Origin of the sequence: Streptomyces sp. NPDC048506, assembly GCF_040651315.1 — a bacterium.
Lineage (GTDB): Bacteria > Actinomycetota > Actinomycetes > Streptomycetales > Streptomycetaceae > Streptomyces.
Genome location: NZ_JBEZIX010000084.1, coordinates 4317 through 28421, shown reverse-complemented (window position 1 = coordinate 28421; position 24105 = coordinate 4317). Strand labels below are relative to the sequence as shown.

General features: G+C 72.3%; 22 protein-coding genes. 13 read left to right on the top strand and 9 right to left on the bottom strand.

The features are described 5' to 3' along the window. Positions 1-97: 97 nt before the first annotated feature. Positions 98-1018, bottom strand: coding sequence for an EamA family transporter (locus tag AB0C96_RS40740; RefSeq protein WP_362925078.1), 921 nt, complete (start codon positions 1016-1018; stop codon positions 98-100). A gap of 119 nt (positions 1019-1137) precedes the next feature. On the opposite strand from AB0C96_RS40740, the gene AB0C96_RS40735 reads away from it, so the two are divergent. Next, positions 1138-2007 carry a LysR family transcriptional regulator gene (locus AB0C96_RS40735; RefSeq protein WP_362925076.1) on the top strand — a complete coding sequence of 290 codons (870 nt, stop codon included), beginning with the start codon at positions 1138-1140 and terminating at the stop codon, positions 2005-2007. A 79-nt stretch (positions 2008-2086) separates the two neighbouring features. Here the strand turns inward: AB0C96_RS40735 and AB0C96_RS40730 are convergent, their stop codons facing one another. Then, the gene (locus AB0C96_RS40730; protein WP_362925074.1) at positions 2087-4999 is read right to left on the bottom strand and encodes an FAD-binding and (Fe-S)-binding domain-containing protein; all 2913 of its coding nucleotides are present in this window, start codon (positions 4997-4999) and stop codon (positions 2087-2089) included. A gap of 27 nt (positions 5000-5026) precedes the next feature. Continuing rightward, entirely contained in the window at positions 5027-6490 is a 1464-nt protein-coding gene (locus AB0C96_RS40725; RefSeq protein WP_362925073.1) for an FAD-binding oxidoreductase, read from the bottom strand. 54 nt (positions 6491-6544) lie between these two features. Here AB0C96_RS40725 and AB0C96_RS40720 point away from each other — a divergent pair, with 54 nt between their 5' ends. The 3 genes from AB0C96_RS40720 to AB0C96_RS40710 all read left to right on the top strand — a co-directional run bounded on the left by AB0C96_RS40720 (position 6545) and on the right by AB0C96_RS40710 (position 9436). Then, complete coding sequence (locus AB0C96_RS40720; RefSeq protein ID WP_362925071.1) at positions 6545-7531, top strand: YafY family protein; 987 nt, start codon at positions 6545-6547, stop codon at positions 7529-7531. 163 nt (positions 7532-7694) lie between these two features. Next, positions 7695-8816, top strand: a complete 1122-nt coding sequence (gene serC, locus AB0C96_RS40715; protein WP_362925069.1) for a phosphoserine transaminase — start codon at positions 7695-7697, stop codon at positions 8814-8816. 209 nt (positions 8817-9025) lie between these two features. Beyond that, positions 9026-9436 (top strand): PPOX class F420-dependent oxidoreductase, encoded by a 411-nt coding sequence (locus AB0C96_RS40710; RefSeq protein WP_362925068.1) that lies wholly within the window; start codon positions 9026-9028, stop codon positions 9434-9436. Between the two features lie 80 nt (positions 9437-9516). On the opposite strand, the gene AB0C96_RS40705 is transcribed toward AB0C96_RS40710, so the two are convergent. Next, complete coding sequence (locus AB0C96_RS40705; RefSeq protein ID WP_362925066.1) at positions 9517-10554, bottom strand: hypothetical protein; 1038 nt, start codon at positions 10552-10554, stop codon at positions 9517-9519. Between the two features lie 97 nt (positions 10555-10651). Between AB0C96_RS40705 and AB0C96_RS40700 the strand changes: the two genes are divergently transcribed. Beyond that, positions 10652-11356, top strand: coding sequence for a GDSL-type esterase/lipase family protein (locus tag AB0C96_RS40700; protein WP_362925080.1), 705 nt, complete (start codon positions 10652-10654; stop codon positions 11354-11356). 119 nt (positions 11357-11475) lie between these two features. Further along, complete coding sequence (locus AB0C96_RS40695) at positions 11476-12474, top strand: aldo/keto reductase (protein WP_362925065.1); 999 nt, start codon at positions 11476-11478, stop codon at positions 12472-12474. Between the two features lie 259 nt (positions 12475-12733). Here the strand turns inward: AB0C96_RS40695 and thpR are convergent, their stop codons facing one another. From thpR to AB0C96_RS40680, 3 genes are all read right to left on the bottom strand, one after another. Further along, complete coding sequence (gene thpR, locus AB0C96_RS40690; protein ID WP_362925063.1) at positions 12734-13303, bottom strand: RNA 2',3'-cyclic phosphodiesterase; 570 nt, start codon at positions 13301-13303, stop codon at positions 12734-12736. 209 nt (positions 13304-13512) lie between these two features. Next, complete coding sequence (locus AB0C96_RS40685; RefSeq protein WP_362925062.1) at positions 13513-15051, bottom strand: MFS transporter; 1539 nt, start codon at positions 15049-15051, stop codon at positions 13513-13515. A gap of 29 nt (positions 15052-15080) precedes the next feature. Beyond that, positions 15081-15545 carry a MarR family transcriptional regulator gene (locus tag AB0C96_RS40680; protein WP_362925060.1) on the bottom strand — a complete coding sequence of 155 codons (465 nt, stop codon included), beginning with the start codon at positions 15543-15545 and terminating at the stop codon, positions 15081-15083. Positions 15546-15677: 132 nt separating this feature from the next. Here AB0C96_RS40680 and AB0C96_RS40675 point away from each other — a divergent pair, with 132 nt between their 5' ends. Together AB0C96_RS40675 and AB0C96_RS40670 are read left to right on the top strand one after the other, a co-directional pair. After that, the gene (locus tag AB0C96_RS40675; RefSeq protein WP_362925058.1) at positions 15678-15887 is read left to right on the top strand and encodes a hypothetical protein; all 210 of its coding nucleotides are present in this window, start codon (positions 15678-15680) and stop codon (positions 15885-15887) included. Positions 15888-16165: 278 nt separating this feature from the next. Next, the gene (locus tag AB0C96_RS40670) at positions 16166-16381 is read left to right on the top strand and encodes a hypothetical protein (protein WP_362925057.1); all 216 of its coding nucleotides are present in this window, start codon (positions 16166-16168) and stop codon (positions 16379-16381) included. 254 nt (positions 16382-16635) lie between these two features. On the opposite strand, the gene AB0C96_RS40665 is transcribed toward AB0C96_RS40670, so the two are convergent. Continuing rightward, the gene (locus tag AB0C96_RS40665; protein ID WP_362925055.1) at positions 16636-18105 is read right to left on the bottom strand and encodes an NCS2 family permease; all 1470 of its coding nucleotides are present in this window, start codon (positions 18103-18105) and stop codon (positions 16636-16638) included. Between the two features lie 456 nt (positions 18106-18561). Here AB0C96_RS40665 and AB0C96_RS40660 point away from each other — a divergent pair, with 456 nt between their 5' ends. Both AB0C96_RS40660 and AB0C96_RS40655 read left to right on the top strand, forming a co-directional pair. Then, positions 18562-18828, top strand: coding sequence for a DUF2530 domain-containing protein (locus AB0C96_RS40660; RefSeq protein WP_362925054.1), 267 nt, complete (start codon positions 18562-18564; stop codon positions 18826-18828). Between the two features lie 154 nt (positions 18829-18982). Further along, positions 18983-21397, top strand: a complete 2415-nt coding sequence (locus AB0C96_RS40655) for an HAD-IC family P-type ATPase (RefSeq protein ID WP_362925052.1) — start codon at positions 18983-18985, stop codon at positions 21395-21397. Positions 21398-21437: 40 nt separating this feature from the next. On the opposite strand, the gene AB0C96_RS40650 is transcribed toward AB0C96_RS40655, so the two are convergent. Further along, positions 21438-22505 carry an SMP-30/gluconolactonase/LRE family protein gene (locus tag AB0C96_RS40650; RefSeq protein WP_362925051.1) on the bottom strand — a complete coding sequence of 356 codons (1068 nt, stop codon included), beginning with the start codon at positions 22503-22505 and terminating at the stop codon, positions 21438-21440. A gap of 189 nt (positions 22506-22694) precedes the next feature. Here AB0C96_RS40650 and AB0C96_RS40645 point away from each other — a divergent pair, with 189 nt between their 5' ends. From AB0C96_RS40645 to AB0C96_RS40635, 3 genes are all read left to right on the top strand, one after another. After that, positions 22695-23144, top strand: coding sequence for a MarR family transcriptional regulator (locus tag AB0C96_RS40645; RefSeq protein WP_362925049.1), 450 nt, complete (start codon positions 22695-22697; stop codon positions 23142-23144). Positions 23145-23215: 71 nt separating this feature from the next. Next, entirely contained in the window at positions 23216-23404 is a 189-nt protein-coding gene (locus AB0C96_RS40640; RefSeq protein WP_362925048.1) for a hypothetical protein, read from the top strand. A gap of 310 nt (positions 23405-23714) precedes the next feature. Beyond that, positions 23715-24105, top strand: a 391-nt coding sequence (locus AB0C96_RS40635; protein ID WP_362925047.1) for a hypothetical protein, incomplete at its 3' end; no start/stop codon positions are given.

Below are 24105 nucleotides of genomic sequence, written 5' to 3'. Positions count from 1 at the left end.
GAAGTCCGGAGGAGCGGCACCGCACCCGACAAACCCACGCCCGCCGCAGGCGCCACGGCGAGAAACACCCACGGCGGGAAAGACGACAACGTGGGAATCAACCGCGCCGCACGGCGCCTACGCTCGCGACCACCACGAGGCCGATCGCCACGACCTCCACCCAGCCCAGGGCCTGGCCCAGGACGAGGAAGCCGGCGGTTGCCGCCGCGGCCGGTTCCAGGCTCATCATCACGGCGAAGCCGGAGGCCGGCAGCTTGCGCAGGGCGAGGAGTTCCAGGGTGTACGGCAGGACGGACGACAGCAGGGCGACCGCGGCGCCCAGGCCCAGGGTGACCGGGTTCAGCAGCGCCGTGCCCGCGCTGACGATGCCGAGCGGCAGGCTGAGCACCGCGGCGACGGTCATGGCCAGCGCCAGCCCGTCCGCCTGGGGGAAGCGCTGTCCCGTGCGGGCGGAGAGCAGGATGTACGCGGCCCACAGCCCGCCGGCCGCCAGCGCGTAACCGGCGCCGACGAGGTTCAGCCCGTCGAAGCCCGCGCGCCCCAGCAGTGCCACCCCGCCGAACGCCAGCGCGGCCCACAGCAGGCTGAGCAGCCGGCGCGAGGTGGCCACCGACAGGATCAGCGGTCCGAGGAACTCCAGGGTGACCCCCGCGCCCAGCGGGATGCGGTCGATCGCCTGGTAGAAGAGCGAGTTCATGCCGGCCAGGGCGACACCGAAGGCCAGTACCGTGCCCCAGTCGCCGCGCGTGTACCCCCGCACCCTGGGGCGGCAGGCGACCAGCAGCACCAGGGCGGCGACCACCAGCCGCAGGGTGACCACGCCCAGCGCGCCGGCCCGCGGGAACAGCAGCACCGCCACCGATGCGCCGAACTGGAGCGCGACGATCCCGCCGATCACCAGCGCCACCGACGCGATCCGCCCGCGCGCACCCGCCCCGGCGGCGGCCTCGGCCGTCAGCACCTCGGGGGAGGGCGGGACGGGGAGCGGAACCCCGCCGGCCGACGGGGTCGAACCCATGGACGAAGCGGCTGATGCGTGTCCCTCTGGACTGGCGGGGGAAGCGTTCACCCCACCACGCTAAGGCCCGCCCGTCGGTCCGTGAAATGCCTTTTCGCCTGTTGTTATGCTCCGCGCGCATGAGCATCGAGCTGCGTCATTTCCGCTGCTTCCTCGCCGTCGCCGACACTTTGAACGTCACCCGCGCCGCCGAGCGCCTGCACCTGACGCAGCCGGCGGTCTCCCGTACGCTCCGGCAGCTCGAACAGGGACTGGGCGTCCGCCTCGTCGACCGCTCCACCCACCACCTCGCGCTCACCCCCGACGGCGAGTCCTTCCGCGACCAGGCGGCCATCGCCGTGACCGCGTTCGACCGCGCGCTCCGCCAGGCCCACCGCACCGCCTGGCCGCTGCGGCTGGGCCACGCCTGGTCGGCGGCCGGTACGGACACCACCGCCCTGCTCCGCCGCTGGCACGAGGAGCACCCCGACACCCCGCTCGAACTCCTCCGCATCGACGACCGCACGGCCGGTCTGGCCCGCGGCGACGTGGACGCGGCCCTGCTGCGCGGCGAGGTCCGCACCCCCGGCCTGGTCACCGAGCAGCTCACCACCGAGCCCCGGGTCGCCGGCCTGCCCGCCGACGACCCGCTGGCCCACCGCACCGCCCTCTCCCTCGCCGAGCTGGCCGACCGCACCATCGTCCTCAACATCGTCTCCGGCACCACCACCCTCGACCTGTGGCCCGCCGACGCCCGTCCCACGTCCACCCTCACCATCGGCAACACCGACGACTGGATCGCCGCGATCACCGGCGGCCGTGCGGTGGGCGTCACCACCACCGCCACCGCGGAGATGCACCCCCACCCGTCGATGGCCTACGTCCCCCTCGTCGACGCACCCCCGGTCCCGGTCGTCATCGCCCGACGCGACGGCCCGGGCCACCCCCGCGTTCCGGACCTGATCGCCCTGGCCCACGAGGTCATGGGCCACCGCCGCACCCGGACGTGACCGACGGGCCCGCTGGACGCGGGAGACCTGGTGGTGCGTCGGGTGGCCTCGCCGCCGTAGGGCTGGGGGCACGGGCGGGTCATGGCGCGGGGCGGTCCTCCTCCCCCAGGGCCTGCGCGAGCACCTCCGCCAGGTGTCGTCCGGGCCGGTCGCCCAGCTGGGACAGCTGGGTGCGGCAGGAGAAGCCGTCCGCGAGGATCTCCGCCTCGGGGGCCGACGCCCTTACGGCGGGCAGCAGTTGGTCCTCGGCGCAGGCGACGGAGACGGCGTAGTGGCCGCGTTCGAAGCCGAAGTTGCCGGCGAGGCCGCAGCAGCCGCCGCTCAGTGCGCCGGTGAGGCCGGCGCGTTCGCGGAGGCGGCGGTCGGCGGCGTCGCCCAGGACCGCGTGCTGGTGGCAGTGGGTCTGGCCGGCGACGGGGCGGTCCAGCCGCGGCGGCTGCCAGTCGGGGGCCAGCTCCTCCAGGGTTTCCGCGAAGGTGCGGACGTTCGAGGCGAGTTGGACCGCCCTGGGGTCGTCCGGGAGGAGTTCGGGGAGGTCGGTGCGGAGGGTCGCGGCGCAGCTCGGCTCCAGGACGACCAGGGGGCGGCCGCGGCGCACCAAGGGGGTCAGGACCTCGACGGTGCGGCGCATCACGGCGCGGGCCCGGTCGAGTTGGCCGGTGGAGACATAGGTCAGGCCGCAGCACAGCGGGCGGTGCCGGCGCGTCGGCAGGCGCAGGCCGGAGCGCGCTGGGGCGGCCGGCGGCAGCAGCGGGCGGAGGCCGGCGGCTTCCAGGACGCGTACCGCGGACCGGCCCACCTGCGGGGAGAGGTGGTTGGTGAAGGTGTCCGGCCAGAGGATGACCGTGCGTCCGGGTGGCGCCTGGTCCGCGGTGGTGCCCCGACGGCGCCACCACCAGCGGGCGAAGGTCTCGGTGGCCAGCGGCGGGATGGGGCGTTCGGGGGCGATGCCGGCGAGGCGTTTGGCGGGGGCGGCCAGCGGTGTGCGGGCCAGGGCGTTGAGGGCGGGGGCCGCGGGTGCCGCGAGGTGCAGCCATTGCGGGAGGCGGCCCATGGAGTAGTGGGCGGCGGGGCGCAGCCGGCCCTGGTAGTGGTGGTGGAGGAACTCCGCCTTGTAGGTGGCCATGTCGACGCCGACCGGGCAGTCGCTGCGGCAGCCCTTGCAGGACAGGCAGAGGTCGAGGGCGTCGTGCACCTCGGGTGAGCGCCAGCCGTCGGTGAGCACCTCGCCGGCGAGCATCTCGTGCAGCAGTCGGGCCCGGCCGCGGGTGGAGTGCGCCTCCTCGCCGGTGGCGCGGAAGGACGGGCACATGACGTCGGTGGAGCCGGCCGGCAGGGCGGCGGCACGGCACTTGGCGACGCCGACGCAGCGGCGCACGGCGGCGGAGAAGTCGCCGTTGTCGTGCGGGTAGGAGAAGGCGACCGGGACGGGTCGCTTCGGCAGCGGGTCGAAGCGGAGGTTCTCGTCGAGCCGGGCGGGGCGGACGAGCATGCCGGGGTTGAGGCCGCCTGCGGGGTCCCAGAGGTCCTTGAACCGCGCGAACACCTCCACCAGGTGCGGTCCGTACATCCTGGGGAGGAGTTCGGCGCGGGCCTGGCCGTCGCCGTGTTCGCCGGAGAGCGAGCCGCCGTGGGAGACCACCAGGTCGGCCAGGTCGGAGGAGAAGTCGCGGAAGCGGCGGATGCCCGGCGGCGTCAGCAGGTCGAAGTCGATGCGGACGTGGATGCAGCCGTCGCCGAAGTGGCCGTAGGGGGTGCCGCGCAGGCCGTGCTGGGCGAGGAGGGCGCGGAAGTCCCGCAGGTACGGCCCGAGTCGGGCCGGCGGTACGGCGCAGTCCTCCCAGCCGGGCCAGGCCTCTCTGCCGTCGGACGTCCGGGTGGCGGTGCCGGAGGCGTCCTCACGGATCCGCCACAGGGCGCGCTGGCCGGCCGGGTCGGTGACGACCGTGTGGGCGGTGGTGCCGTCCGCCGCGGCCCGGCAGAGCGCCGCGGCGCGGGCGGCTGCCTCGCCGGGGCTCTCACCGCCCATCTCCACGAACAACCAGGCGCCGCCCGCGGGCAGTCCGGCCGCGTCGCCCACCAGGTCGGCGGCCATGCCTTCCACCGTCATCGGCTGGTGCGCAAGGAGCGTGTGGGCGGCCTCGGCGGCGGCGCCCTCGTCGGGGTAGCCGAGGACCGCGAGGACCCGGGCGGCCGGGGTCCGCACCAGGTGGACGGTCGCCTCGGTCAGCACGCCGAGGGTGCCCTCGCTGCCGGTGAGGGCACGGGCCAGGTCGGTGCCCGCCTCCGGGAGCAGCGCGTCCAGGGCGTAGCCGGAGATCCGGCGGGGGAGGTCGGGGTAGCCGGTGCGCAGGACCGCCAACTCCGCGTCGACCAGCGCCTTCACGCCGTCCCGGAGGCGGGGTGGCAGTCCGGTGGGGGCGCCGCCGGGGTCGGTGCCGCGGGCGGCGGTGACCGGCTCGCCGCCGTAGGTCAGCAGCTCCAGGGCGTGGACGTTGTCGGCGGTGGTGCCCCAGGTCACCGAGTGCGAGCCGCAGGAGTTGTTGCCGATCATGCCGCCGAGGGTGCAGCGGCTGTGGGTGGAGGGGTCGGGGCCGAAGGTCAGGGCGTGCGGGGCGGCGGCGGAGCGGAGGTCGTCCAGCACCACGCCGGGCTGCACGACGGCGGTACGGGCGGCGGGGTCCAGGGAGACGATCCGCCGCATGTGCCGGGTGAAGTCCAGCACCACGCCGACGCCGGTCGCCTGTCCGGCGATGCTGGTCCCACCGCCGCGCGGCACCACCGGCACGCCGTGCTCCCGGCACACCCGTAGCGCCGCCGCGACGTCCTCGGCGTCCCGGGGCGCGACCACCGCCCTGGGCACCCGCCGGTAGTTGGACGCGTCCATCGTCACAAGCGCCCGGTCGGCCGCGGCGAACGAGACCTCCCCCCGTACCGCGGCCGACAGCTCCTTCGCCAGGTCCCGCTGCTCCGTCTCGGTGCGATCAGCCATGTCCCCAGCCTGCCCACTGAGGCGGGGTCATGCGACGACCGGTTCGCCCACCGGCGTCGCGGCCCCGGCCGGGTGGAAGCGGAAGGCGTCGTCCGGGTCGTGCGCGGCCTTCAGCGCGGCCAGCCGCCGGTGCTCCTCGGCGTCGTGCACGCTACGGGCCACCTCCGCCGCGTCCGGCCGCTGCCCGTGGCCACCGAAGAGGAAGTTCACGCTCCGGCCGAGCCGCCAGGGCTCCACCGCCGCCAACGCCTCGGCGTGCAGGACCCGTACGGTCGCCAGGGCCGCGTCGGCGTCCGCGCCCGTCAGCGGCGACAGCAGGCGCAGGGCGTAGCGGGCGGCGCGGTGGCCGACCGTGCCGGGCCCACCGGACGCCGCCAGCGCGCCCCCCAGGTGGTTGAGCTGCACCACGCACATCACGGGGGCGGCCGGCCCGGTCAGTGCGGCCACCCGGCGCAGTGCCGCCGCGTCCAGCCCGCCCAGCAACGCGTTGTCGCCGTCGTAGGCGTGCGGGTCGCTCGGGTCGCGGTGGATGGTGTGCGACTCCTCGTAACGCATCTCGCGCAGGTCGTCGCTCACCCGCGGCCCCACCGCGCGCAGCGGCGCGACCAGCCGCTCGCCGTCCTCGGCACTGCCGGTGTAGGCGATCCGGATCTGGGCGAGGTGGCGGCCGCGCAGCGGTGCGGGCAGCTGCGGCAGGTCGGGGTAGGCGATCAGCGCGACCGAGGACGTCAGCTCGTCCGGGACGGTCTCGGTCCAGCGCAGATAGGCCGCCAGCGCCTCGTCGATCCGCTCCTCGCCGAACACCAGCTGACCGCCGTAGATCCGGGCCACCGGCATCAGTGCGAACTCCATCGCGGTGACCACCCCGAGGCCGTGGCCGCCGCCGAGCAGCGCCCCGAACAGTTCGGGGTCGCGCTCCGCGGTGAGGTGCCGCTGCCGGCCGTCGGCGGTGACCAGGTCGACGGAGCGCACATGGTCCGCGGCGTAGCCGTAGGTGCGGGCCAGCACGCCGACGCCGCCGCCGAGGGTGTACGAGACGACGCCGACTCCCGGCGACGAGCCGTTGAGCGGGGCCAGTCCGTGCGGCGCGGCGGCCTCGACGACCTGGCCCCAGACGGCGCCGGCCTCGACCCGCGCGGTGCCGGCCGCCGGGTCGACCCGTACGCCGGCCATCCGCCGGGTGCTGATCAGCAGCCCGCCGTCGGTGGCCGTGGACAGCCCGTGCCCGGTCGCCTGGACGGCGACCGGCAGCCCCTGGTCACGGGCGAAGCGCACCGCGGCGACCACGTCCTCGGCCCGCTCCGCGGCGACGACGACCGCCGGCCGGTGCCGGGCCGCCAGCTGGAACCCGGACCGCTCGGCGTCGTAGCCGTCGTCGCCGGGGACCAGGACCGGGCCCCGGACCCCTCGTACCAGGGCGGTGAGGGCGGCGGGGTCGAGGGCGGGGGCGGTCTGCGGGGCGGCGGTCTGCGCGCGGTCGTTGATCTCCATGCCCCGCACTCTGGCGGCATAAGTTGACACCTGCCGTCATATATAAAACGGGGTGTGAAGTCGGACCGTCTGCTCTCGATCCTGCTGCTGCTCCAGACCCGCGGCCGGGTGCCCGCCAGCGAGCTCGCCGAGCGGCTGGAGGTCTCCACCCGCACCGTCTACCGGGACGTCGAGTCGCTGTCGGCGGCCGGGGTCCCGGTCTACGCCGAGCGCGGCCGGCACGGCGGGATCGCCCTGCTGCCCGGCTTCCGTACCGACGTCACCGGGCTGACCACCGACGAGGCGCGGGCCCTGTTCGTCCTGGCCGCACAGGGCGCGCACACCGCCCTCGGCCTGGACGACGCGCTCGGCTCGGCGCTGCGCAAGGTGATGGCCGCGCTGCCCGCGCCGCACCGCCCGGCCGCGGAGCTGACCGGCCGCCGCATCCTGGTCGACCCCGACCGGTGGCTCGGCGGCCCCCGCCCCACCGTCGACCTGGACGCCCTGCACACCGCCGTCTTCACCGACCACCGGCTGCGCATCCGCTACCGGCACAGCGGTCAGACCCGGCTGCGGACCTACACCGTCGACCCGTACGGGCTGGTGGCCAAGGCCGGGACCTGGTACCTCGTCGCGGACCGGCGCGGCCGTCCGCAGCTGTTCCGGGCCGACCGGGTGGCGTCCGCGACACTGACCGACGCGCCGGTGCGGCGCCGACCGGGCGTGGAGCTGGCCGAGGTCTGGCAGCAGCTGCGGCGCCAGGTCGAGGACCGGCCCGCGGGCGTGCGGATCACCGCCCGGATCCGGCGGGACCGGCTGGACCTGGCCGTACGGATCCTGGGCGGGGCGCTGACCGGCCCGCCCCGCGCGGCGGACCCGGGGCAGGGCGACGACGGGTGGGCCACCGTCGAACTGGCCTACCCGGTGGTCGACGCCGTCCGCCAACTGCTCCAGTTCGGCGACTCCCTGGAGGTGCTGGACCCGCCCGAGGCCCGCCGGATCATCGCCGACGCCGCCGCCGCGATCACCACCGTCTACGCCACCGCCGCCCGGCACCCGTAGCAACCCGCCGCCCGCTGCCCGCTGCCCGCTGCCCGCTGCCCGGCACCCATAGCAGCCCGCCCCGGCACCGGTAGCAGCCGCACTGTCCGCCGTACGGTCCCCGCTCATCTCACCCGCTGGACGTGCCGCCGGGCCCCGCAGGACGACGGATTAGGCTTCCTCCGTGGCTGATATCCAGATTCCCGCTGACATCAAGCCCGCCGACGGTCGCTTCGGCGCGGGCCCCTCCAAGGTGCGTACGGAGGCGCTCGGCGCCCTGGCCGCCACCGGCACCTCCCTGCTCGGCACGTCCCACCGCCAGGCCCCGGTCAAGAACCTGGTCGGCAAGGTGCGCGACGGCGTGCGCGACCTCTTCCAGCTCCCCGAGGGCTACGAGGTCGTCCTCGGCAACGGCGGCTCCACCGCGTTCTGGGACATCGCGACGCACGGTCTGATCGAGCGCAAGTCCCAGCACCTCTCCTTCGGCGAGTTCTCCTCGAAGTTCGCCAAGGCCGCCAAGCTGGCGCCGTGGCTGGAGGAGCCCACCGTCATCTCCGCCGACCCGGGCAGCCACCCCGACCCGGAGGCCGAGGCGGGCGTGGACGTCTACGCCTTCACCCACAACGAGACCTCGACCGGCGTCGCCGCCCCCATCCGGCGCGTCCCGGGCGCCGACGCCGGCTCCCTGGTCCTGGTCGACGCCACCTCCGGCGCCGGCGGCCTGCCCGTCGACATCGCGGAGACCGACGTCTACTACTTCGCCCCGCAGAAGTCCTTCGCCTCCGACGGCGGGCTGTGGATCGGCGTGTTCTCCCCCGCCGCCCTGGAGCGCGCCCGCGCCGTCCATGCGTCCGGCCGCCACGTCCCGGAGTTCTTCTCGCTCCCCACGGCGATCGACAACTCGCTCAAGAACCAGACGTACAACACCCCGGCCCTCGCCACCCTCTTCCTGCTCAACGAGCAGCTGGAGTGGATCAACGGCCAGGGCGGTCTGGACTGGTCGGTGCGCCGCACCGCCACCTCCTCGCGCACCCTCTACGGCTGGGCCGAGGACTCCAAGTACGCCACCCCGTTCGTCACCGACCCGGCCAAGCGCTCGCAGGTCATCGGCACGATCGACTTCACCGAGGACATCGACGCGGCGGCCGTCGCCAAGGTGCTGCGCGCCAACGGCATCGTCGACACCGAGCCGTACCGCAAGCTCGGCCGCAACCAGCTGCGGATCGCGATGTTCCCGGCCATCGACCCGTCGGACGTCGAGGCTCTGACGGCCTGCATCGACTACGTGATCGGCCGGCTGCCGTAGCGGCCGTGGCGTGACGCCCCACGACGGGCCCCGGCGGACGACCGCCGGGGCCCGTCGGCGTGCCGGACCGCGAACGGCGGCCGGCGCGCGCCCACGAGGACGCGACGGGCGGCGCGGAGCAAGACCACCCGAACGGCCCCCGCCGGGGTCCCCCGAACGGACGCACCGGGGAATGACGAAAACGGGCCGGATATGCCTGTATGGGAGGCATGACGACTCCCCCCAGCCCAGGCCTCGCCCCCTTCGAGCGGCAAGGGGCGATTTTGCTGACCACGTACAAGCGGGACGGCACCGGCGTCGGCACACCGGTCAACATCGCCGTCGACGGCGACCACGCCTACATCCGCACGTACGGCGACGCCTGGAAGGCCAAACGGATGCGGAACTTCCCGGAGGTGGAGATCTGCGCCTCCACCTGGCGGGGGCGCCCCACCGGACCGACCGTCAGGGCGCGGGCGCGGCTGCTGGATCCGCAGACCCGGGAGTACCGCCGGGCCGAGCGCTCGCTGACCCGGAAGTACCCGCTGATCCACGGGCTGTTGGTGCCCCTGGCGCACCGACTGAAGAAGCAGCGGACGCTCCACTACGAACTGCGGCTGGTCCCCGACCAGGAGGACTGAGCCCACCGGCACCGGGCCGGCCTGGGGCCTCTCCGACGGGTCGGGGTCGGACAGGCCCTCGGGCCCGGTCACCGGCGGCGCTACGAGCGCCGCCGCAGCAGCCTCCGCACGGCGACGACCAGCGCCGTCGCCAGTGCGAGGACCATCGCCCCCTTGACGAAACCGGGGTTCGGGTCCGTGCCTGCCGCACCGGAACTCGCCCCGCCGCCACGGTGGTTGGCGGATCCACCGGCGCCCTGGCCGCCGTCCGCCGACCCGTCGTCCTCCTTCGCCGACTCCGGTAGCTGCGCACCGCTCAGGCCGACGGGCGTGACGCCGCTGTCGCGGCCCTCGGAGCCGTACATCAGGGTGCGGCCGTCCCGGGTGAAGGTGACCGACTCGCCCTGCTGCTGGATCGGCACGCCCACGCTGCCGAGGTCCTTGGGACGGCCGTCCTGCCAGCGGTAGATCCGGGCACCGAAGTAGCTGCGCAGCACCAGCCGGGTGCCGTCCGGCGAGAACGCGCCGTCGGTCACCCACAGGTCGACCGGCGCGACCTTGCGGAAGGTGTTGGTGCCGGTGGTGGACAGGTGCTGCGGCCCCTCGTAGAGCGCACCGCCGCCGTCCTGCTTCTTGCTGGCGAGGTAGACCCGGCCCGTCCTGGGGTGCACCATCAGCGCCTCGGCGTCCCGCGGGCCGTCCGCGTACACCACCGAGAACTGGGTCGCGGTGACCGTGGCGTCGCGCAACCGCCGTGGCTCCGGGAAGCGGTAGATCCAGACGTGGTTCCACGTGCCGCCGAGGTTGTCACCGATGTCGCCGACGTAGACGTTGCCGTCCGGGCCGATCGAGATCGCCTCGACATCGCGCGGGGTGCCGATGTCGCGCAGGGTGATCCTGGCGACCGTACGGCCGGTCCTGCCGTCGACGGCGTAGACGTAGGGGCCGTCGTCGCTGTCGTTGTGGGTCCAGTAGACGCCGGGGTGCGCGCGGCTGGCGGCCAGACCGCTGGACTCGGTGATCCGCGGGTCGCCGATGGTGAAACCCGAGGGCTCGTCGGCCACCGCGGGCACGGCGAACGCGGTGGACACGGCCCAGAGGATCCCCGCGGCCCCGGCCGCGCGCAGAAGCGAACGCATGGGCACAGACTGCCATCCCGGGGCCCGGCCCGTGGGCGTGGCCAGCGTCACGTACCCGTCGGTAGGGGTTCTCGGACATCATGTCCCGATGAGGATCATGTTCGTCGGTGACTCCATGACGATCGGCAGCACCGGCGATTTCACCTGGCGCTACCGGATGTGGCAGCACCTGAACGCGGCCTTCGACGGCCCGCACCGCATCGTCGGCCCGCGCCGCACGCTCCACGACCCCGCCCAGGACGCCGCCACCTCCCACGCCTACGCCGACCCCGCCTTCCCGGAGGACGCCCGGTGCCACCTCGCCGGCTGGGGCGAGGGCTGGCTGCACATGGCGCCGGTGATCGGCGACGCGGTACGCCGGTACGACGTCGACACCCTGCTGGTCTCGCTCGGCCTGATCGACCTCGGCTTCTACACCAACGCCGAGCAGACCGCGGAGAACGTACGGGAGTTCGTGACCGGGGCGCGGGCCGCGGCACCGCACATACGGGCCGTGCTGATGCCCGTCATACCCAACGTCCGGGCGGCGGCGGACCCCGCGTTCGGCGCCCAGTGCACCCGCTTCAACGAGCTGCTGGCCAAGGCCGTCGCCGACCTCTCCACCCCCACCTCACCGCTGCTGCTGGCCTCCGAGCCGGCGGACTGGGAGACCGACCGCGCGACGTACGACGGGACGCACCCCTCCCCGTGGGGCGAACACCTGCTGGCGGGGGCGTTCGCCGATGCGATGCACCAGGCGTGGGGCGTCGGATCCCGGTACCGGCTCGGGGAACCGGCGACCGGCGCCGTTCCCTCCGCCTGAAGCCACACCCCCGAAGCCACACCCCCGAAGCCCTCCACCTGAGCCCTCCGCCTGAAGCCCGGCCCAACTCGCCGACGGTCCTTGCTTCGAGCGCACTTCAAGGCGTTGGCTGGGCAACCATGAAGTACACGCAGCTCGGACGCACCGGACTCAAGGTCAGCCGACTCGTCCTCGGCACGATGAACTTCGGGCCCCAAACGGACGAGGCCGACAGCCACCGCATCATGGACGCGGCGCTCGACGCCGGCATCAACTTCTTCGACACCGCCAACGTCTACGGCTGGGGCGCCAACAAGGGCCGCACGGAAGAGATCATCGGCTCGTGGTTCGCCAAGGGCGACGGCCGGCGGGACAAGACCGTGCTGGCCACCAAGGTCTACGCCAACATGGCACCCGACGGCGACACGGTCTGGCCCAACCACGACAAGCTCTCCGCCCTCAACATCCGGCGGGCGGTGGACGCCAGCCTCAAGCGGCTGGGAACCGACTACCTCGACCTCTACCAGTTCCACCACGTCGACCGGGACACGCCCTGGGACGAGATCTGGCAGGCCATGGACGTACTCGTCCAGCAGGGCAAGATCCTCTACGTGGGGTCCTCCAACCACGCCGGCTGGCACCTCGCCCAGGCCAACGAGACCGCCCGGCGCCGTGGATCGTACGGCCTGGTCAGCGAGCAGTGCCTGTACAACCTGGCCGAGCGGCGGGCCGAGATGGAGGTCATCCCGGCCGCCCAGGGCTACGGCATGGGCGTCATCCCCTGGTCACCGCTGCACGGCGGGCTGCTCGGCGGCGCGATCCGCAAGGAGCGCGCGGGCGGCGGATCCCGCTCGGTCTCCGGCCGCTCGGCCGACGCCCTCGCCAACTCCGCGATCCGCACCCAGATCCAGTCCTACGAGGACCTGCTCGCCAAGCACGGCCTGGAGCCGGGCGAGGTGGCACTGGCCTGGCTGCTGACCCGTCCCGGCGTCACCGGGCCGATCGTCGGCCCGCGCACCACCGACCAGCTCGACTCCGCGCTGCGCGCCGTCGAGCTGGAGCTGTCGGAGGAGCTGCTCGCCGCACTCGACGAGATCTTCCCCGGCCCGGGGCCGTCGCCGGAGGCCTTCGCCTGGTGAGCCGACGGCGAGCGGTGCGCTGACGGCGGGCGGGCGGTGTCCTTACGGCGAGCGGTGCGCTGAGCGCCGCGCGGCGCTCAGCGCACCGCGGCCGCCACGATCACGACGACGAGCAGCACGACGAACAGGCCGGACATGATCCGGTTACGGGTCTTCGGGTCCACCCCATGAGCGTAACCGGGGTGGACCCGAACGTTTCACCGGGCCGCTCGCCACCCCCTCACCCGGCCGGGAGACGGAACTCCACGCCGCCCGTGACTCACTCGCCCAGCGGCCAGGAGGCGATCTCCTCGTAGTGCGGCTGGTCTCCGGCCACGCCGCGGACGGGCGGGTGGCTGCGCATCAGGGAGAGCCTCCCGACCGTCCAGCGGGAGCCGACGAATTCCGTCAGGGCGGTCGCATAGGGAGCCAGGCGCAGGGCCGGGACGCGGTTCCTGGCGAGGGTGAGGTGGGGGGTGTACGGGCGGTGCTCGTCCGCCATGGCGACACCGGCCCGGCGCCCCGCGGCCGCCGCCGCATCGGCGAGCCGGCGCATGGCCAGGCGGTCACCGTCGGCCCCGACCCACACCACCCGGTCGGCGAACCGCCCGCCGCCGGCGATCCACAGCTCGTACGGGTCGCGCCGGTGGGCCGCACGGGCCAGGCGTTCCTTGAGGTCGGGGAGGACGTCTGCGGAGACCTCGCCGTAGAAGGCGAGGGTGAAGTGCCAACCGTCCCGGCCGGTCCAGCGCAGCCGCTCGGCGGCCGGCAGCCGCTGCAACAGCGCCACCTCGACGGCCAGTTCCCGGAGCGCGGGGGCGGGGGGCAGAACCGCGGCGAAGAGTCTCATGGGCCAGGCGTACGTCGTGCCGCCGCCGTCGTCAATTCCGCCGGATCCCCCGCCTTCCGCCGGATCCCCCGCCTTCCGGCGGGGCCGATCGCCGCGACGGGCGGCACCGCTCCTTCTGCGAGGTGAGGTGGGGTGGGGTGGGGTGGCACGGGACTGCGCTCCGCTCCGCCCCACCACACCGCACCCCGCCCCACCGCACGGCTCGCTCCCTACGCCGCCGGGGCGAGCTCCGTTTCGGACGGAGCGGCCTGCCCCCGGGCCCGGGGCACGAACGCCACGTGCTGATGCCCGCGGCGCAGGTCGATCTTGAGACGGAGGTCGCCCGCCCGGGCCAGGACCAGGCCGATCAGGGCCGCGGCCGCCATGGAGATCACACCCCCGGTGAGGAAGCCGACGCGGGCGCCGAACGCGTCGGTGACCCAGCCGACGACGGGAGCGCCGAGCGGCGTACCGCCCATGAAGACCATCATGAACAGACTCATCACCCGGCCGCGCATCGCCGGATCGGTGGCCATCTGGACACTGGAGTTCGCGGTGACGTTGATCGTCAGGCCGACCAGGCCGATGGGCGCGAGGAGAGCCGCGAAGACCCAGAAGGAGGGGGCGAGGGCCGCGGTCACCTCCAGCAGGCCGAAGAGCATCGCCGCCCCGACCAGCAGCCGTAGACGCGAGCTGCCACGGCGGGCCGCGAGCAGCGCGCCGATCAGGGAGCCGGCCGCCATCAGGCCGTTGAACAGCGCATAGGTGCCCGCGCCCTGGTGGAAGACGCGGTAGACGAACGCGGTGAGCCAGATCGGGAAGTTGAAGCCGAAGGTGCCGATGAAACCGACCAGGACGATGGGCCAGACGAGGTCGGGGCGCCCGGAGACGTAGCGCAGGCCCTCGCGGAGCTGGCCCTTGCTGCGCGGGACCCGGTCGACCTTGTGCAGTTCGGCGGTACGCATCATCAGCAGGCCGGCCACCGGCGCCATGAACGACAGGCCGTTGAAGAGGAAGGCCCAGCCGCTGCCGAAGGCGGTGATCAGGACACCGGCCACGGCGGGGCCGATCAGCCGGGCGGACTGGAAGTTGGCGGAGTTGAGGCTCACCGCGTTGCGCAGCTCGTCCTGGCCGACCATCTCGGAGACGAACGCCTGCCGGGCGGGGTTGTCGACGACGGTGACCAGACCGAGGAGGAAGGCGACCAGGTAGACGTGCCAGACCTGCACCTGACCGCTGAGCGTGAGCACGGCGAGGGCCAGGCCGGTCAGACCCATGGCGGACTGGGTGAGCAGCAGCAGCCTGCGCTTGGCGAAGCGGTCGGCGATGACACCGCCGTAGAGCCCGAAGACCAGCATCGGCAGGAACTGGAGCGCGGTGGTGATGCCGACCGCGGCGGACGAGCCGGTGAGGCTGAGCACCAGCCAGTCCTGTGCGATGCGCTGCATCCACGTACCGGTGTTGGAGACCACCTGCCCGGTGGCGAAGAGCCGGTAGTTACGTATGCGGAGGGAACTGAACGTGCCCTTCCGCCGTGCGGCGGCTCGACCGGCGACGGTCGCGCTGGTCGCGGTATCGGCGGCAGCCGAGCTGGCCCCGATTCCGGCGGCGGCCGCGGTATCGGCGGCTGTCGGGCCGGGGTCGGTATCGGCGGCATCCGGACCGGGGGCGGTGCCCGAGGCGACTGCGGTCGCGGTCGCGTCCTCGGAAACCGTGTCGTGGTGGGAGTTCGGTGCGGGGGCGGAGTCTGCTCCGGATCCCGTACTCAAAGTGGGTTCGCCTCCTCGGGCTTGCGGTTCTACAACTGGGCGAGCTTCTCCAGTACCGGCGCGGCGGCCCGCACCTTCGCCCACTCGTCCTCGTCCAGCCCGGAGGCCAGCTCGGCGAGCCAGGCATTGCGCTTGCGGCGGCTCTCTTCGAGCATCGCCTCGGCCTGTTCGGTCTGGGTGACGACCTTCTGACGACGGTCGTCCCGGTGCGGTTCGAGCCGGACCAGTCCCTTGGCCTCCAACATGGCCACGATGCGGGTCATCGACGGCGGCTGCACGTGCTCCTTGCGGGCCAGCTCACCGGGGGTGGCGCTGCCGCACCGGGCCAGGGTGCCGAGCACCGACATCTCGGTGGGGCTCAGCGATTCGTCCACGCGCTGGTGCTTGAGGCGGCGGGACAGGCGCATCACGGCGGACCGCAATGCGTTCACCGCGGCCGCATCGTCTGGGGTGCCCTCCCGGTCTTCGGACCGGGAGTGGGACAGTTCCGGCATGGTCTTTAGCATAGCTCATTACCCTCTCTAAGGAAAGCTGCGGGGCGACACCCCCTCAGGGATCACCCATACGAGTGAGGACGCGGCCGAAAGTGACACACCTGACCGCACCGGGGCGGGACCGTGTTCGGTATGGGATCGCGAGTGCTCAGCCTGCGCGTGGACGGTGAGCTGCTGGAGCGCATTCGACAGCACGCCGCAAAACGCGGAATGAGCGTCCAGGACTATGTCGTCCGGACGCTCATCCGCGAGGACTTCGACGAGCGCTTCCAGTCATCGGTCGACGAGACGGAACGGCTCGGGATCTGGGGGACGGCAACCTACGGAATGGACAACTCCTAAACGAAAGCCCCAATGACTCCGCGCCGCAGACTGGCGGTTCCGAGATTCGCGGACTCGGCGCGCGAAAGCGCCGTGCAATTACCGCCTGAATTGCATGAAAAAGAGATCCCAGTTTGCGCCCTCCGCATCATTAGTTGCGAAGTTCGGCGAGAAGGGACAACGCCCGTTCGTCACCCGAATGGCGTAACTGGCGAGCCCGCTGCGTGCTGGTATGTGGGAGGTTGATGGAGGGCCGCGATAGTGCGGCGTGAAGCTTGGAATGAAAGGCAGGCAGCGCGATGAAGGTCACTGATCTGTACTCGGACCCGGGCGAACCCGAAGTTGGCCAGACGTACGACATCCAAGACCAGCAAGGCCGCGTGTACAACAACACCAACTTCCGCGCCGAGTTTTTCATGGATCCGTCTGGCGAAGGAGAAAGAGTCGAGGTGCTGCACCCTGGTCAGTCCACGGAAATAGACGCGGACATCAACAGCGTGAAGTTCTGGCGATGACCAGCCCGCGAGAGGGGCAGAACGCGCTCCAACGAATCCGCCAGGTGCTCGATATCCGAGGCCAGGCGACCCAGCCATGACGGGGCGTCGCAATGTCGACGTCCCGCCATGACGATGTGCCGCCCTGCGGGCGTATGACCTCGGTCGGAGGCACCACCCGCGGAAGCAGTTCCTGCAAATCGTCCGGCACCAGCCGCTCAACCAGGTCCGCCATGAGCCGCTCAACGGCCGTAGGCGCCAACAGAAACGACGTCTTACTTGACGCCGAGCGCCTGCTCGATCGGGTGGAGCAGGAAGTAGACCAGGAAGCAGAGGCCGACGACGTCCAGCAGCCACGGGATCTGCTTGAAGCGGCCGGTGGCGGTGCGCAGCAGGATGTAGGCGAGGACGCCGATGCCGATGCCGTTGGTGATGCTGTAGGTGAACGGCATCGAGATGATCGTCAGGAACGCCGGGATGCCGACGGTGAAGTCGCCCCAGTCGATGCCCCTGACGTTGGACGCCATGATCAGGAAGCCGACGACCAGCAGCGCGGGCGTCGCGGCCTGCGAGGGGACGACCGTCGCCAGCGGGGTGAAGATCAGCGCGAGCAGGAAGAGCCCGCCGGTCATCAGGTTCGCCAGGCCCGTCCGGGCCCCCTCGCCGACGCCCGCCGTGGACTCCACGAAGCAGGTGTTGGCGGAGGCGGAGCCGAAGCCGCCGGCGGCGACCGCGATGCCGTCGACCATGAGGATCCGGCCCATACCGGGCAGGTTGCCGTTCTCGTCGGTCAGCCCGGCCTCCTCGCCGACGCCGATGATGGTGCCCATCGCGTCGAAGAAGCCGGAGAGCAGCACGGTGAAGACGAAGAGGCAGCCGGTCAGCACGCCGACTTCCTTGAAGCCGCCGAAGAGGCTGATGTGGCCGATCAGACCGAAGTCCGGGGCACCGACGATCTTCTCGGGGACGTTGGGCACCGCCAGGCCCCAGGCCGCGTCCGGGGTGTTGGTGACGGCGTTGATGATGATCGCGACCACGGCCATGGTGACCATGCCGATCAGGATCGCGCCCTTGGTCTTCCGCACGATCAGCACGAACATCAGCGCCAGGCCGACGACGAAGACCAGCACCGGCCAGCCCTTGAGCTGACCGCCCTGCCCCAGACCCATCGGAACGGTGGTGTGCGCGGCGTCCGGGTTGCGGCTGACGAAGCCCGAGTCGACCAGGCCGATCAGCGAGATGAACAGCCCGATGCCGATGGCGATGGCGCGCCGCAGCCCGTTGGGGATGGCGTCCATCACCCGCTGCCGCAGGCCCGAGGCGACCAGGACCATCAGCACCAGACCGGCGAGCACGACCATGCCCATCGCGTCCGGCCAGCTCATCTTGGGGGCGAGCTGGAGCGAGACCACGGCGTTGATGCCGAGGCCGGCGGCGATGGCGATCGGGACGTTGCCCATGACGCCCATCAGGACGGTGCACAGACCGGCCATCAGCGCGGTGGCGGTGACCAACTGGCCGTTGTCGAGATGGTGGCCGTACTTGTCGACGCCGGAACCGAGAATGATCGGGTTCAGCACGATGATGTACGCCATCGCGAAGAACGTCGCCAAGCCGCCGCGCAGTTCACGGCTGACCGTCGACCCCCGCTCAGAGATCTTGAAGAAGCGGTCGAAGCCGTTCTTGGGGGGCTTCGGGGCAGGGTTCTCAAGGGTGTCGACCGGCTTGGTGGCCGAGGGGGACATACGGGGACCTCAGTCGGACGGGCCTGGGCAGGCGCGGGGGCCCGAGGGCCCGGAACACGAACACGTACAGGACATCAACATCAATTACTGGATCGGATTCCGGATCAGTTTGGATGAATTGACGATCCGTTCCGGTCAGATCCAGAAAGGTTCAGTATGAATAAACAATGCGGTGATCGCTATCTCCGCGCGTAGACCCCTATGGGAGACGGGTCGACCTCGTCCTTCCATGCCCGCCCTGACTCGTCCACGCCCGTCCACGCGCCCACGCCTGTCCTCGCCCGTCCTCATCTCTCCTCACCCGCCCTCGCCCTTCCGCTTCCGCCCGCTTCCTTCCACGTCCGTCCTCGCCCTCTCACTTCCGCACGCCGCCCCCGTTCGGCCCCATTCGGCCCCGTCCCGCCCCGTCGAAGCCGGCATTCGGCCCCCGCACCCCGCCCCCGTAAGCTGAGCACCATGTGGAAGAAGTCCGAACTGCGCGAGGCCCCGGCGCCCCTGGAGGGTCCCGTCGTCGGCACGATCACCGGCGGCACCGTCATCTGGTTCGTGCTCTTCCTAGGCCAGCTCCCCTTCTACGGCTGGTTCGCCGACAACGGCCACACCTGGTGGGTGTGGACCTGCCTGGCCGGCGGCGGCCTGGGGCTGCTGGGCATCTGGTACGTCCGCAAGCGCGACGCCGCGATCAAGCGCGCCGCGGCGGCCGCCACCGCCGACCGTCCCTGAGCCCCGAGCCCAAACACCGAGCACCGAGCACCGAGCACCGAACGACCGGCCTCACTCCCCCCGCCCCACGAGCCCCGCTCCCCACCCCGGACCCCGCCCCCGCCCCCGCCAGCCCAGCGGGTGAAGTGCGCATTCCGGCCGTAACGTCGAGGGCATGACGGATCGGGCGAGGGCCGAGGTCGGGCGCCCCGGGTCGGGTGGTGAGCCGGACCGGCGGACGGCCCGGCTGCCGGTCAACCCCGGCCTGTCCGGCGCCGAGGTCGCGGAACGGGTGGCCAGGGGCGAGGTCAACGACATCCCGGTGCGTTCCTCCCGCTCCACCGTGGACATCGTCCGTGCCAACGTCTTCACCCGCTTCAACGCCATCATCGGCGTACTCTTCGTGATCATCCTGATCGTCGGGCCGCTCCAGGACGGCCTCTTCGGCTTCGTCATCGTCGCCAACACCGGCATCGGCATCGTCCAGGAGCTGCGCGCCAAGAAGACCCTGGACAACCTCGCGGTCATCGGCGAGGCCCGGCCGACCGTCCGGCGCGACGGTGTCGCCGCCGAGATCCCGACCTCCGCGGTCGTCCTCGACGACCTCATCGAACTCGGACCGGGCGACAAGGTCGTCGTCGACGGCGAGGTACTGGAGAGCGACAGCCTGGAGATCGACGAGTCGCTGCTGACCGGCGAGGCCGACCCGGTCGTCAAGAAGCCCGGCCAGCCGGTGATGTCCGGCAGTTTCGTGGTCGCCGGCAGCGGCGCCTTCTCCGCGACCAAGGTCGGCCGGGAGGCGTATGCGGCCCAGCTCGCCGAGGAGGCCAGCCGCTTCACCCTGGTCCACTCCGAGCTGCGGTCCGGCATCAGCCAGATCCTCAAGTACGTGACGTGGATGATGATCCCGACCGCGCTCGGCCTGATCCTCACCCATCTGCTCACCCTCGGGCTGCCGGGCGACGAGGCCGTCCGCCGGATGGTCGCCGGTATCGTCCCGATGATCCCGGAGGGGCTGGTCCTCCTCACCTCCGTCGCCTTCGCCATCGGTGTCGTCCGCCTCGGCCGTCGGCAGTGCCTGGTCCAGGAGCTCCCCGCCATCGAGGGCCTGGCCCGGGTCGACGTGGTGTGCCTGGACAAGACCGGCACGCTCACCGAGGGCGGTATGGACGTCAGCGCGCTGCGCACGTTCGACGGGGACGAGGAGTACGTCCGGCAGGTGCTGGGTGCCCTCGGCGCGTCCGACCCCCGCCCGAACGCCTCCCTCCGGGCGATCGTCGACGCCTACCCCGCCGACGGCGGCTGGAGCTGCACCCGGTCGCTCCCGTTCTCCTCCGGCCGCAAGTACAGCGGTGCCTGCCTCACCGCCCCCGACGGCGCGCACACCGCCTGGCTCCTCGGCGCTCCCGACGTGCTGCTGCCGCCCGACGACCACCGCCTCCGCGAGGTCGACGCGCTCAATGCGCAGGGCCTGCGCGTGCTGCTGCTGGCGCGCACCGAGCGGGCACTGGACGACCCCGGGGTCGCCGGGGACGTCCGTCCCGCCGCCCTGGTCGTGCTGGAACAGCGGCTGCGTCCGGACGCCCCCGACACCCTGCGGTACTTCGCCGACCAGGACGTTCAGGCCAAGGTCATCTCCGGCGACAACGCGGTGTCGGTCGGCGCGGTGGCCGGCAAGCTGGGCCTGCCGGGTGCCGACGCGCCCGTGGACGCCCGCGGCCTCCCCGCCGAGCGGGACGCGATGGCCGTCGCCCTCGACGAGGGCGCGGTCTTCGGCCGGGTCACCCCGCGGCAGAAGCGGGACATGGTGGCCGCCCTGCAGTCACGCGGTCACAACGTCGCGATGACCGGTGACGGCGTCAATGACGTGCTGGCCCTCAAGGACGCCGACATCGGCGTCGCCATGGGTTCCGGCTCCGAAGCCACCCGGGCCGTCGCTCAGATCGTCCTGCTCAACAACAGCTTCGCCACGCTGCCTTCGGTGGTCGCCGAGGGCCGCCGGGTCATCGGCAACATCACCCGGGTCGCCACCCTCTTCCTCACCAAGACGGTGTACTCCGTCCTTCTGGCGATCCTGGTGGCGTGCTGGCAGATCCCCTACCCCTACCTCCCCCGGCACCTCACGCTGCTCTCCACGCTGACCATCGGCGTCCCGGCCTTCTTCCTGGCGCTGGCCCCCAACAAGGAGCGCGCCCGCCCGCACTTCGTCCGTCGGGTGATGCGTTACGCCGTCCCCTCCGGTCTCATCACCGGCCTCGCCGCGTTCGCCACCTACCTCCTCGCCCGGTCGTACTACACCGGGCCGGGCGCGCTCTCCGCCGAGACCAGCGCCGCGACCCTGACGCTCTTCCTCACCGCGATCTGGGTGCTGGCGATCATCGCCCGCCCCTACACCTGGTGGCGGATCGCCCTGGTCCTGGCGATGGGGCTGGGCTTCCTGGTCGTCCTGGTCACGCCCTGGTTGCAGGACTTCTTCGACCTGCGGCTGGTGGGGTCGACGATGCCCTGGGCGGCGGTGGGCGTCGCCGCGGTGGCGGCGGTGCTGCTGGAGGTCACCTGGCGCTGGTTGGGCCGGCGCTTCCGCGCCTGAGGCACGTCGGAGGGCGAGCGGGCAACGACATGACGCCCCGTCACATACCCTTCACCACCGCCACGGTGAACGGCCGCTGCGGCGTTCCGTGCCCCATCGGTCCGCCCTTGTCGAACTGGGACCGCACGACGAGCGTGCGCCCATGGCTGCGGACCAGGGTGGTGGGGATCTGCAACGTCCGGTCCGTGACGCTGCGCTCCAGGCGCGCCGACGCGCCGTCGTCGAAGACGTGCCAGCGGCTGATGGTGTTGGTGACGTTGTGGGCCACCCACAGGGTGTTGCCGCGCAGTTCCAGGCCGTCGCCGTGCAGGACGTTCCCGCCGTGCAGCGCGACCCGGCGCACCGCCCCGGAGCGCAGGTCGACGCGGTAGAGGGTGCCGGCCGTCATGTCGACGGTCAGCAGGTAGCGGCCGGCGCGGTCGGCCGCTATGCCGTTCAGCGCGACGGCGTCGGCCGGGCGCGGGCCGAGGGCGTCGGTCAGGTCGTACGCCACGGCCAGCGCGCCCCGGCGGCCGTGCGCCGCGGTCCACGCCAGCTGCCGGGGCGTGACCCGGTAGAGGACGGACCGGTAGCTGTCCGTCAGGTACGCGGTCCCGTCCGGTGTGATCGCGAGGTCGTTCACGAACGACCTGGCCGACCCGGTCACGTCGAACCGTGCGAGCAGCGCGCGACTGCGCAGGTCGTACACGGCGACGCCGGCCGTGGAGTCGGTGACCCAGAGGTGGCCGGCGCGGTCGACCTTCAGGCCGTTGGCGGTGGTGCGCCCGTCGGCGCCGGCCGGCAGGAACACCTTGGCGGCGCGGTGTCCGGGCGTGGCCTTGTAGACGGCGCCGGTCGTGTACGAGCCGACGTAGAGGTCGCCGCTTCGCGGGTCGGCGGCGATCCCCTCGGGGTAGACCCGGTCTCCCGGCAGGTCGTACGCGGGGACGACCCTGGCGTGCGGCGTGTGCTGGGCGGTGGCCGGATGCGGGTCGGGGGCGCCCGCCTGTGCGTGGGCCGCGAGGGGGACGGCGGCCGCGGCGGCCAGCGCCAGGGCGGCCCCGGTCAGTGCGCGGCGCCGGCGTCGGACCGTGCGGGGCGTGGTGATCGTGGTGCGCGTGCGGGACATGACAGATGCCTCTCGATGACAGATCCACGAGGTCAGGAGTTCGCCCGGCCGGTGGGTGACAGAGATCCACCGGACCGGACGAACACGAAGCTAGATTAGAACTCTAATGCTCGTCAAGGCACGAATCTTCATGCGGGCTCTAATGAACGGGGCGGGGGTTCCTTCGCGTACGGCCGTTACCATGCGGAGATGACGTCCATGCCCGTGTCCGAGCGCCTCGGCTCCTCCATCAAGCTCGCCGAGCGGGCACTCCAGGGCGCCAAGCACGCGGCGCTCAAGCCGGCCGGTCTGACGGTTCCGCAGTACGCGGCCCTGCTCTACCTCACCGAAAAGCCCGGGATCTCCGCCGCCGCGCTGGCCCGGGCCTGCGGCGTGACCCCGCCGACCATGAACACGGTGCTGAAGAACCTCCAGGAGCGGGGCCTCATCGAGCGCACCCCGCACGAGTGGCACAAGAACGTCCTGGAGACCCGGCTCACCGACGAGGGCCGGCTCGTGATGAAGGACGCGGACGCCGGCGCCGTCCGCGTCGAACGCGCCCTGGCCGCCGTATTCACCGACGAGGAGCGGGCGACGCTGGTCGAGTTGCTCGCACGGTGCGCCACCCTGCTGGACTCCGTGCGGCCGGACACGCCCTGAGGGTTGTCCCGTACCGGCAGACCGGGCACGGGCCATGGCGTCCACCCGCCCGCTCCCCTACGCTCCGCCCCATGAAGCTGATTCCGGGGGACCTCACCCACCAGGTGCTGGCCGGCTCGCACCACTACCACCACTACCACCACTCCGGCTCCTACGGAGGCGGCGGCGACGGTGTCCTCGACTGGTGGGAGTGGCTGATCCTGGGCGTCGCGGCGCTCGTGGTCATCTGGGCGCTGGTGAAGAAGTTCAGCTCGAACTGAGCCACCGCCCCGCCGCTCGGCGCGCACGCGCCCGGCGCCGTCCCGAACACGCATGTCGCCACGGACGGACTCGGGTCGAGTCACCGTCCGTGGCGCACCATGCCGTTATTCCGCATCACCGGAATTCCGCATGTCCGCATTGCTGGAATTCCGGCATGTCCCGTTCCCGGAATTCCGTTCTGCGGTCGGGCAGTTGTCGGCAGCGAGGACCGGGCCACCGGAATTCAGCGCTTCGGGAGCAGCCCGGTCCCGCGGCGCGAATCCGTCACAGGCAGAGGAGAGCGGCGCCGCAGTCATCGCCGCCGTCGCCGTGACCGCCGTAGCCGCCATAACCGCCGTAGCCGCCGTAGCCGCCATAGCCACCGAAGTCGCCGTAGCCGCCGCCGTCACGGCCGCCGTCCTCACGACCATTGCCACGGCCGCCGTCCTCACGGCCGTTGCCACGGCCGCCGTCCTCACGGCCGTTGCCACGCCCACCGTCCTCACGGCCACCGTCCTCACGGCCGTTGCCACGCCCACCGTCCTCACGGCCACCGTCATCACGGCCATTGCCGCGGCCGCCATCGTCACGGCCACCGTCATCACGGCCGTTGCCACGGCCACCGTCGTCACGGCCACCGTCATCACGGCCGTTGCCACGGCCACCGTCGTCACGGCCACCGTCATCACGGCCGTTGCCACGGCCACCGTCGTCACGGCCT

What these genes read in the sequence shown, in the direction of transcription:
- AB0C96_RS40675 (WP_362925058.1), top strand. Translation starts at nt 15,678, where the DNA reads ATGGGATCGCGAGTGCTCAGCCTGCGCGTGGACGGTGAGCTGCTGGAG.
- AB0C96_RS40740 (WP_362925078.1), bottom strand. Translation starts at nt 1,018, where the DNA reads ATGGGTTCGACCCCGTCGGCCGGCGGGGTTCCGCTCCCCGTCCCGCCC.
- AB0C96_RS40705 (WP_362925066.1), bottom strand. Translation starts at nt 10,554, where the DNA reads ATGCGTTCGCTTCTGCGCGCGGCCGGGGCCGCGGGGATCCTCTGGGCC.
- AB0C96_RS40700 (WP_362925080.1), top strand. Translation starts at nt 10,652, where the DNA reads ATGTTCGTCGGTGACTCCATGACGATCGGCAGCACCGGCGATTTCACC.
- AB0C96_RS40655 (WP_362925052.1), top strand. Translation starts at nt 18,983, where the DNA reads ATGACGGATCGGGCGAGGGCCGAGGTCGGGCGCCCCGGGTCGGGTGGT.
- AB0C96_RS40735 (WP_362925076.1), top strand. Translation starts at nt 1,138, where the DNA reads ATGAGCATCGAGCTGCGTCATTTCCGCTGCTTCCTCGCCGTCGCCGAC.
- AB0C96_RS40650 (WP_362925051.1), bottom strand. Translation starts at nt 22,505, where the DNA reads ATGTCCCGCACGCGCACCACGATCACCACGCCCCGCACGGTCCGACGC.
- AB0C96_RS40665 (WP_362925055.1), bottom strand. Translation starts at nt 18,105, where the DNA reads ATGTCCCCCTCGGCCACCAAGCCGGTCGACACCCTTGAGAACCCTGCC.
- AB0C96_RS40710 (WP_362925068.1), top strand. Translation starts at nt 9,026, where the DNA reads ATGACGACTCCCCCCAGCCCAGGCCTCGCCCCCTTCGAGCGGCAAGGG.
- thpR (WP_362925063.1), bottom strand. Translation starts at nt 13,303, where the DNA reads ATGAGACTCTTCGCCGCGGTTCTGCCCCCCGCCCCCGCGCTCCGGGAA.
- AB0C96_RS40695 (WP_362925065.1), top strand. Translation starts at nt 11,476, where the DNA reads ATGAAGTACACGCAGCTCGGACGCACCGGACTCAAGGTCAGCCGACTC.
- AB0C96_RS40725 (WP_362925073.1), bottom strand. Translation starts at nt 6,490, where the DNA reads ATGGAGATCAACGACCGCGCGCAGACCGCCGCCCCGCAGACCGCCCCC.
- AB0C96_RS40680 (WP_362925060.1), bottom strand. Translation starts at nt 15,545, where the DNA reads ATGCCGGAACTGTCCCACTCCCGGTCCGAAGACCGGGAGGGCACCCCA.
- AB0C96_RS40670 (WP_362925057.1), top strand. Translation starts at nt 16,166, where the DNA reads ATGAAGGTCACTGATCTGTACTCGGACCCGGGCGAACCCGAAGTTGGC.
- AB0C96_RS40660 (WP_362925054.1), top strand. Translation starts at nt 18,562, where the DNA reads ATGTGGAAGAAGTCCGAACTGCGCGAGGCCCCGGCGCCCCTGGAGGGT.
- AB0C96_RS40730 (WP_362925074.1), bottom strand. Translation starts at nt 4,999, where the DNA reads ATGGCTGATCGCACCGAGACGGAGCAGCGGGACCTGGCGAAGGAGCTG.
- AB0C96_RS40645 (WP_362925049.1), top strand. Translation starts at nt 22,695, where the DNA reads ATGACGTCCATGCCCGTGTCCGAGCGCCTCGGCTCCTCCATCAAGCTC.
- AB0C96_RS40640 (WP_362925048.1), top strand. Translation starts at nt 23,216, where the DNA reads ATGAAGCTGATTCCGGGGGACCTCACCCACCAGGTGCTGGCCGGCTCG.